Origin of the sequence: Bradyrhizobium sp. LTSP885 (genome assembly GCF_000938305.1) — a bacterium.
GTDB lineage: Bacteria > Pseudomonadota > Alphaproteobacteria > Rhizobiales > Xanthobacteraceae > Bradyrhizobium.
The window spans coordinates 21,073-27,821 of record NZ_JYMT01000037.1; the positions used below are offsets into that span (position 1 = coordinate 21,073).

Annotated in this window: 5 protein-coding genes; 2 read left to right on the plus strand and 3 right to left on the minus strand. The window is 64.7% G+C overall.

The annotated features are described in order from the left end of the window. Positions 1 to 15: 15 nt before the first annotated feature. Positions 16 to 801 carry a succinate dehydrogenase iron-sulfur subunit gene (locus UP09_RS23910; protein ID WP_044540762.1) on the plus strand — a complete coding sequence of 262 codons (786 nt, stop codon included), beginning with the start codon at positions 16 to 18 and terminating at the stop codon, positions 799 to 801. A gap of 31 nt (positions 802 to 832) precedes the next feature. Here UP09_RS23910 and feoB read toward each other — a convergent pair whose 3' ends face one another. Continuing rightward, the gene (feoB, locus tag UP09_RS23915) at positions 833 to 2,710 is read right to left on the minus strand and encodes a ferrous iron transporter B (protein ID WP_044540763.1); all 1,878 of its coding nucleotides are present in this window, start codon (positions 2,708 to 2,710) and stop codon (positions 833 to 835) included. Between the two features lie 13 nt (positions 2,711 to 2,723). Then, entirely contained in the window at positions 2,724 to 2,999 is a 276-nt protein-coding gene (locus tag UP09_RS23920) for a FeoA family protein (protein ID WP_044540764.1), read from the minus strand. A 252-nt stretch (positions 3,000 to 3,251) separates the two neighbouring features. Between UP09_RS23920 and UP09_RS23925 the strand changes: the two genes are divergently transcribed. Then, on the plus strand, positions 3,252 to 5,396 hold the full coding sequence (locus tag UP09_RS23925) for a hybrid sensor histidine kinase/response regulator family protein (RefSeq protein ID WP_044540765.1): 2,145 nt from the start codon (positions 3,252 to 3,254) through the stop codon (positions 5,394 to 5,396). A gap of 230 nt (positions 5,397 to 5,626) precedes the next feature. On the opposite strand, the gene UP09_RS23930 is transcribed toward UP09_RS23925, so the two are convergent. Next, positions 5,627 to 6,730: an IS4 family transposase gene (locus tag UP09_RS23930; protein ID WP_044535962.1), complete on the minus strand. Its 1,104-nt coding sequence runs from the start codon at positions 6,728 to 6,730 to the stop codon at positions 5,627 to 5,629. Positions 6,731 to 6,749: the final 19 nt, after the last annotated feature.

Consider the following 6,749-nt stretch of genomic DNA (forward strand, 5'->3'; position numbering starts at 1 on the left):
CGAAGGCTAGCAAGCATGGTTGAATTCGCACTTCCGAAGAATTCGAGGATTTCCGGCGGCAAGACCTGGCCGAAGCCTTCCGGCGCGACCGAGACGCGCGAATTCAGGGTCTATCGCTGGAATCCGGACGACGGCAAGAATCCGAGCGTCGACACCTATCACGTCGACACCCACGATTGCGGCCCGATGGTGCTGGACGGGCTGATCTGGATCAAGAACAACATCGATCCGACGCTGACCTTCCGCCGCTCCTGCCGCGAGGGGGTCTGCGGCTCCTGCGCGATGAACATCGACGGCCAGAACACGCTGGCCTGCACCAAGTCGATGCACGACGTGGCCTCCGGCGGCGCGGTGAAGGTCAATCCGCTGCCGCATCAGCCTGTCGTCAAGGATCTCGTCCCCGACCTCACCAATTTCTATGCCCAGTACGCCTCAATCGAGCCGTGGCTGAAGACGGTGACGCCGACGCCGCAGAAGGAGTGGAGGCAGAGCCACGAGGACCGCGAGAAGCTCGACGGCCTCTATGAATGCATCCTGTGCGCCTGCTGCTCGACCTCGTGCCCGAGCTATTGGTGGAACAGCGAGCGCTTCCTCGGCCCCGCCGCGCTGCTGCAGGCGAACCGCTGGGTCACCGACTCCCGCGACGAGGCGACCGGCGAGCGGCTCGACAATCTCGAGGACCCGTTCCGCCTCTATCGCTGCCACACCATCATGAACTGCGCCAAGGCGTGCCCGAAGGGCCTCAACCCCTCGGAAGCAATCGCCGAGCTGAAACTCAAGCTGGTCGAACGCCAGATCTGATCTGGCGCCGGGACGCTAAAAGGCTTGGGCGCTACGATATCCCCATCGCCCGCGCCAGATTGAAGGTCAGGAAGCTCGCGGCATAGGCCAGCACGAGCATGTAGACGAACGTCACCACCATCCAGATCGAACTTCCGGTCTCGCGCCGGATCACCGCCAGCGTCGAGGCGCATTGCGGCGCGAAGATGTACCAGACCAGCAGCGACAGCGCGGTCGCCAGCGTCCATTTCTGCGCCAGCACCTGGCCGATCGCATCCGCGGCCTCCTTGCCGCCCTCGATCGAATAGACGGTGCCGAGCGCCGCGACAGCGACCTCGCGCGCCGCCATGCCCGGGATCAGCGCCACCGCGATCTGCCAGTTGAAGCCGATCGGTGCGAGCAGCGGCTCGATCGCATGACCGATCATCGCCGCGAAGCTGTAATTGATCGCCGGCCCCGCTGCACCAACAGGCGCGGTCGGGAACGACGCCAGGAACCAGATCAGCACCATCATCGACAGGATGGTGGTGCCGGCGCGATACAGGAACATCTTGGCGCGGGTATAGACGCCGATCGCGATGCTGTTCAGCCGCGGCACCTTGTAGTCTGGCAGTTCCAGCATGAACGGCGCCGGCGCATGATCGCGCCACAGCAAGAACTTTGCGATCGCCGAGACGCTCAGCGCACTGATGATGCCGGCCGCGTAGAGGCCGAACATGACGAGCCCCTGCAAATTGATCCAGCCCCAGACGCTGGTCGCCGGAACGAACGCCGAGATGATCAGCGTGTACACGGGAATCCGCGCCGAGCAGGTCATCAGCGGTGCGATCAGGATAGTCGTCAACCGGTCACGGCGATTGTCGATCACCCGCGTCGCCATGATGCCCGGGATGGCACAGGCAAAGCTCGACAGCAGCGGAATGAAGGCGCGGCCATGCAGCCCGGCGCCGCCCATGATGCGGTCCATCAGGAACGCCGCGCGCGCCATGTAGCCGAAATCTTCCAGCAGCAGAATGAACAGGAAGATCATGATGATCTGCGGCAGGAACACGATCACGCTGCCGACGCCCGAGATCAAGCCGTTCTGCAGGAAACTCTGCAGCAGGCCCCAGCCTTCGGGCATCACGTCGTGGATCAATTGGCCGAGCGCGGAGAAGCTGTCCGACAGCAGGTCCATGGCCGGCTGCGCCCAGCTGAACACCGCCTGGAACATCACGAACAGGATCAAAGCGAGGATCACCAGCCCCGCGACCGGATGCAGCACCACGGCATCGATCCGGGTGGTCAGCGTGTCCGGCTTAGCCGGCAGTGTCACGCTCGCGGCGATGATGCGATCCGCCTCGCGCTGCGCCGCCTTGAGATCGGCAACCGTCGGCGTCGCCCATTGACTGGCCTGCGGTGCCTCATGCGACCGGGCCATGAATTCGTCGGTCCGCTTGAGCAGCTCGTCGACGCCGCCCTTGCGGACGGCGACCGAGGTGACGATCGGCAGGCCGAGTTCCTGCGACATACGGTCGAGGTCGATGTCGACACCACGGCGCTTCGCGATGTCGATCATGTTGAGCACGAGCATCATCGGGCGGCCGACGCGCTTCAGCTCGAGGACAAGGCGCAGCGTCAGCCGCAGATTGGTCGCATCCGCGATGCAGAGCACCAGATCCGGCATCGCCTCGCCGGCAAAGCGCCCGAGCACGATATCGCGCGTGATCTCCTCGTCCGGGCTGCGGCCGCGCAGCGAATAGGTGCCGGGCAGGTCGAGCACGGTCACGCTGCGGCCCTCCGGCGTGGAAAAGCTGCCGGATTTGCGCTCGACGGTGACGCCGGGATAGTTGGCGACCTTCTGGGTGCTGCCGGTCAGCCTGTTGAACAGCGAGGTCTTGCCGGTGTTCGGCGCGCCGACCAGGGCCAGGCGCAGGGACGCGGTTGTCATGCGACGATCACTGTCATTCTACGATCACAGCCATGGCTTCACTCCGCCGCAGCGCGATCGTGATGTTGGCGACGCGTACCGCGATCGGATCACGACGGATCGCACCTTCATGCAGGATTTCCACGCGCGCCCCCTCGACAAAGCCCATCTCGACCAGCCGCTGCTCCAGCTCCTCCGGAGAGAGCGACGAACCCGTCACCTGCGTATCGAGCCTGAGAATTTTTCCGGAAAAACCGCGATCCGCAAGGCCGAGCCGGATATCCTCTGAGCTTTTTGGATCGCCTGTCATGCGGCCTCTTTTCCAGCAGGTAATCATGCGGTCAAGCGTTTGCCCGTAACGGGTTTTAGAACCCTTAAAAACAGCAATCATCCGCGTCGATTCGCTGGATTTCCCGCCTGACCGCCGCTCGCTTCTGACGAGGTCGCGAGCCGGCGCATATGGCGATCGCCGGGCGGTCGTGAAGGCCTCAAGCCGGGATCGGGTTTCGCTTTCTCCCGCGCGATGGTTTGCGTTAAGGTCCGCCCCGGAGCCGGAGCGCCCGTGCAGACCGCACAACGGAATTCGCTGAGACTGCTGCGATGGATGATGGCCGCCTCGCTGGCCTTCCCGCTGGCGCTGTTCGTTTTTGCCTCTGCGATGGCCTGGGTTTCGACCAACGAGGCGGCGGACCGGGAGATCGCCCGCACGCTCGACGTCACCCACGAGCACGCGCTCAAGGTGTTCGAGACCATCGACGGCAGCCTGTCGGAGATCGCCGAGATTGTCCGCGGTCTCCCCGATGCCGAGATCGCTGCGCGCCAGGAGAGCCTGCATCAGCGCCTCAGCCAGTTCGCGGCGTCGCTGCCGCAAATGAAATCGGCATGGATCTTCGACGCCAGGGGCCATGCGCTCGTCAACAGCCTGACGGTGCCCGCCCCTGCTATCGATTTCTCGGATCGCGATTACTTCAGGGCGCAGGTCGACCAGGACGTCGGCACCTTCATCGGCGAGGCCTTGACACCGCGCGCGCCCTATTTGGGGTCGCCGTTCTTCGGTGTCAGCCGAAGGCGGACCAATGAGGACGGCAGCTTCGGCGGCGTTGTCCAGGCGTCGGTGATCCCCGACTATTTCGAGAATTTCTATGCGCGGATCGGCTATGAACGCGGCAGCTTCTTTGCGCTGATCCGGGCTGACGGCGCCGTGCTGGCCCATTTCCCGGCGATCGCGCGCGCGTTCCGGTTCGAGCCGGGCGGAGCGCTCGGGCAACAGCTCGTCGCCAACCCGCAGGCCGGTCTGGTCACGATCAACTTGCCGGGCGACGGCATCGAACGGCGCCTGCGCTATCAGCGACTCGCGGAATACCCGATCTATGTCACCGCCGGGCTGGAAACCTCGGCGATCCGGGCGCGCTGGATCGCGACTATGGCCCAGCACCTGATCTTCGGGGTCCCGGCCACCCTGCTGCTGTTTGGCCTGCTTGCGCTGGCGTTCCGCAGAACGCAGCGCCTGTACGAGGAAGCCGGCAAGCGCGCGGAGGCCGAAGAGGCGCTGCGGCACAGCCAGCGGCTGGAGGCGCTCGGACAACTCACCGGCGGCGTCGCGCACGACTTCAACAATCTCCTGACGGTGATCCGCGCATCGGCCGATATGTTGCGGCGGCCGGACCTGCCGGAGCCGCGGCGGCAGCGCTACATCGACGCGATCTCCAACACCGTGAACCGCGCGGCCAGGCTGACCGGCCAGTTGCTGGCCTTCGCGCGCCGGCAAACGCTGAAGCCCGAAGTGTTCGACGCCGGCCGGAGCATCCATACCCTAAGCGAGATGATCGCAACCCTGATCGGATCGCGCATCGAGATCGTCACCGAGGTGCCGGACGAGCCCTGCCTCGTCAACGCCGATGCGGGCCAGTTCGAGACCGCTGTGATCAACATGGCGGTGAACGCGCGCGACGCCATGGACGGCGTCGGCCGGCTCACGATCGCGGTGCGCCGGACCGACGCGCTGCCGTCCGCGAGCGCTGCTTCGCCGAGCCCGCATGGCCATATCGCGATCTCCGTGACCGACACCGGCGTCGGAATTCCGCAGGACATGTTCGGCCGCATCTTCGAGCCGTTCTTCACCACCAAGGAGGTCGGCCAGGGCACCGGCCTCGGCCTGTCGCAGGTGTTCGGCTTCGCCAAGCAGTCCGGCGGCGAGGTTGATGTCGCCAGCGAGCTCGGCAAGGGCGCGACGTTCACGCTCTATCTGCCGCGCGCGAGCGGTAATCGCCCGCCGCAAGTGCCGCTCACGGATGATGCACCGGTCGATGGCCATGGCGCCTCGGTGCTGGTCGTCGACGACGATCCCGAGGTCGGGAAATTCGCCGCCGACGCGCTGGACCAGCTCGGCTACACCGCCGTGCTGGTCGGCAACGCCACCCACGCGCTGGAGGAACTCGCGATCGACCCCGGCCGCTACGACCTGGTGTTCACCGATGTCGTGATGCCCGGCATGAGCGGCATTGAACTCGCGCAGGAAATCCGCCGGCAGGGGCTCGATCTGCCGGTCGTGCTCGCCTCGGGCTACAGCCAGACGCTGGCGCAGCAAGGCAGCCACGGCTTCGAACTGCTGCAAAAGCCCTATTCGGCCGAGCAGCTCGCCCGCATGCTGCAGAAGGCCGCGCGGTCGCGCAACGTCGGGCAGGATCGGGCGCCGGCAGCGCCGTGAGGTGACTACAGCAGTGGACATCAAACGCGGTGTCGTCCCGGCGAAAGCCCATAGGCGCTAAGATAGTTTGATCATGGCCTGATAGCGGCGTTTACGTCTGGGAGGCTCGCGCAGATGTCGTTGGAGAGCGAGGCTGGCTCTGCGCAGACGCGCGATTGTGGGCTGGGGAATGATGGCTTGGAGCAGGGAGGCGATGAGCTGACGGAGCAGGCGCCATGCTGCAGGTCTGGTTAGGCGGCTTCGGCCAAGCGGGGAGAGTCCTCGAGTTCGTCGACAAGCGGCTCGAGCAGAAGAATGATCAGCAGGTGAGCGAGGATATGGGGTCTGGCAGACCGCTCGTCAGTTCCTGGAGGTCCTTTCAAGCCAATCAGGCTCTTCAGCCGCTTGAAGCCGAGTTCGATCCGCCATCGCAGCCGGTAAAGGGCAAGCAGATCAGCGGTTGTGAAGTCCTCGGGCTTGAGCGAGGTCACCAGGATCACCCAATCCGCAGCATCAAGCGTTTGCCTGGAGAGACGATGGCCTCCCTTCTGAGCCGTCCTGCGTGCCTTGCGCCGTGCAGCCTGAGCCGCATCTGCAGGTTTCTTGACGGCAACCAAACGCACAGCAAGCGGTGCTCCACCAGACTTGCGTTTTACCCAGATCGGCCGGTCGATGATGCCGCGTGCCGCGGCCTTGCGCAGTTCGGCGACGAGATCGATCAGATTGCCTTTGCGATCCAGCCAACAAGCGCTCTTCCAGCCCGAGCGGATCACGAAGTCCGCACCGGCCTCGACCAGATACGCCATGCGCTCCGGCTGCAGATAGGCGCGGTCGGCAAGACGGATCTCGCCGGCAATCAGCGGGATCCGGTCCAGCGTCTCGCCCGCGCGTTCGTCGGTCAGCTCGAAGTGACCAAAACGTTCTTGCGGAAGATCGAACGCACTGTGGATGCGCCACACCGCATTCTTCTGCCTGCCGCCGGTTCCAGCTTTTGGGACCGTCGTGGCGTCAACGATGCGGATCAGTCGACCGCGGCTTGCCTTCGGCGCACCGCTCGCAAGTGCCCGGCCTATCAGCTGTGCAAGCCAATCCCCGGACTGACGCAGCCGGTATAACAGAGCCACGTTGGAGATATCGACAAGGCCCACCGAAGTCGCCCATGCCGCCGTCAACCGCAGACCTCTCGTGCCCAGGCAATACGCAAGGATCAGCCGCAGCAGATCGACTGCATTGCTGATCTCGCGCGGGCGAACAAACGCCTTCGTCTCCCGCGCGCCAGCCTCCAGAGCCTCAGCTCCGCCCAGCCGCGAAACAACACGCGCCCAGTCTTCGTTCACAAGCGATTCGTTTCTCATCTCTTCTTGGAATCACACG

Coding starts and splice junctions, on each gene's coding strand:
- UP09_RS23910 (WP_044540762.1), top strand. CDS start 16: ATGGTTGAATTCGCACTTCCGAAGAATTCGAGGATTTCCGGCGGCAAG.
- feoB (WP_044540763.1), bottom strand. CDS start 2,710: ATGACAACCGCGTCCCTGCGCCTGGCCCTGGTCGGCGCGCCGAACACC.
- UP09_RS23920 (WP_044540764.1), bottom strand. CDS start 2,999: ATGACAGGCGATCCAAAAAGCTCAGAGGATATCCGGCTCGGCCTTGCG.
- UP09_RS23930 (WP_044535962.1), bottom strand. CDS start 6,730: ATGAGAAACGAATCGCTTGTGAACGAAGACTGGGCGCGTGTTGTTTCG.